Annotated in this window: 1 protein-coding gene; it reads left to right on the top strand. The window is 39.0% G+C overall.

The features are described 5' to 3' along the window. The coding region (locus E1160_RS00055; RefSeq protein ID WP_268890591.1) for a calcium-binding protein at positions 1-989 on the top strand (989 nt) is incomplete at both ends.

Below are 989 nucleotides of genomic sequence, written 5' to 3'. Positions count from 1 at the left end.
TATTATTGTAAACAACAGTAACAAGGTTATTATCCTTCATTACGAAGCTCTTTCAGAACAAAGCTTACTTGAATACATCCCTGGTTACTCTGTACTTACCGACTTCGATCCAGAAATGGCCATTATAGCTGTTTCTGGCGATAATATTTTATTTACCTTTGCTGATGGTACGACTTTTACTTTAACAAAAATTGTCAATTACCTTTTGGAAGAAGGTGTTCCGGAGACAAACTTCAGTGACATCCCATCTTTAAATAATCTTTTCGACTATATCTTCGACGAAGATTTTATGCTTGATGAATTAAACGATATTGCCCCCGCTGCAAATTCAGAAAATCAAACGTCACATATATTTGCTCAACAAAGAGAAGAAGTTATTGAAAACGCAGATATTATTGCAGTTAAGCCAAGAAGTATTCAAACGCTAGAAAATACTGAAGAAGTTAATATTGCGGTAAATCCTCTGCCAATCTTAAAAGGAAAACCAATTCCGCAAAATCTTCAAAACAAACCAATAGATGAAAAAGCGTCAGCAAATAAAATACCCGGTGAAAATTTTGAAGGTACAACAAGAAAAGATGTTTACAATGGTTCTGCCGGAGATGATCAAATTTATGGCTATGAACATAATGACACCCTAAGCGGCGATGAAGGGAATGATAGAATTCTTGGCGGTACCGGTCGAGATAAGCTTTATGGTAACTCAGGCAGCGACACCTTATCTGGAGAAGAAGGTAATGATCGCCTCTATGGCGGTAGCGGTCAAGACACCCTAAATGGTGGTTCTGGTAGAGACCTTCTTTATGGCAATGCGGGACAAGATATTCTTTCTGGTGGCTTAGGTAACGACTTATTGCGTGGTGGTGCTGATAATGATCAGCTAAATGGCAATGAAGGTAATGATCGCCTCTATGGTGGAGATGGCAACGACACTCTGACAGATACATCAGGGAGAAACAGCCTTTATGGTGAGGATGGTAATGACCAAC

Source organism: Curvivirga aplysinae (assembly GCF_009711445.1).
Taxonomy (GTDB): Bacteria; Pseudomonadota; Alphaproteobacteria; order UBA8366; family Aestuariispiraceae; genus Curvivirga; species Curvivirga aplysinae.
The sequence above is the reverse complement of the archived record's forward strand: the minus strand, read 5'-3'. Positions and strand labels throughout refer to the sequence as shown.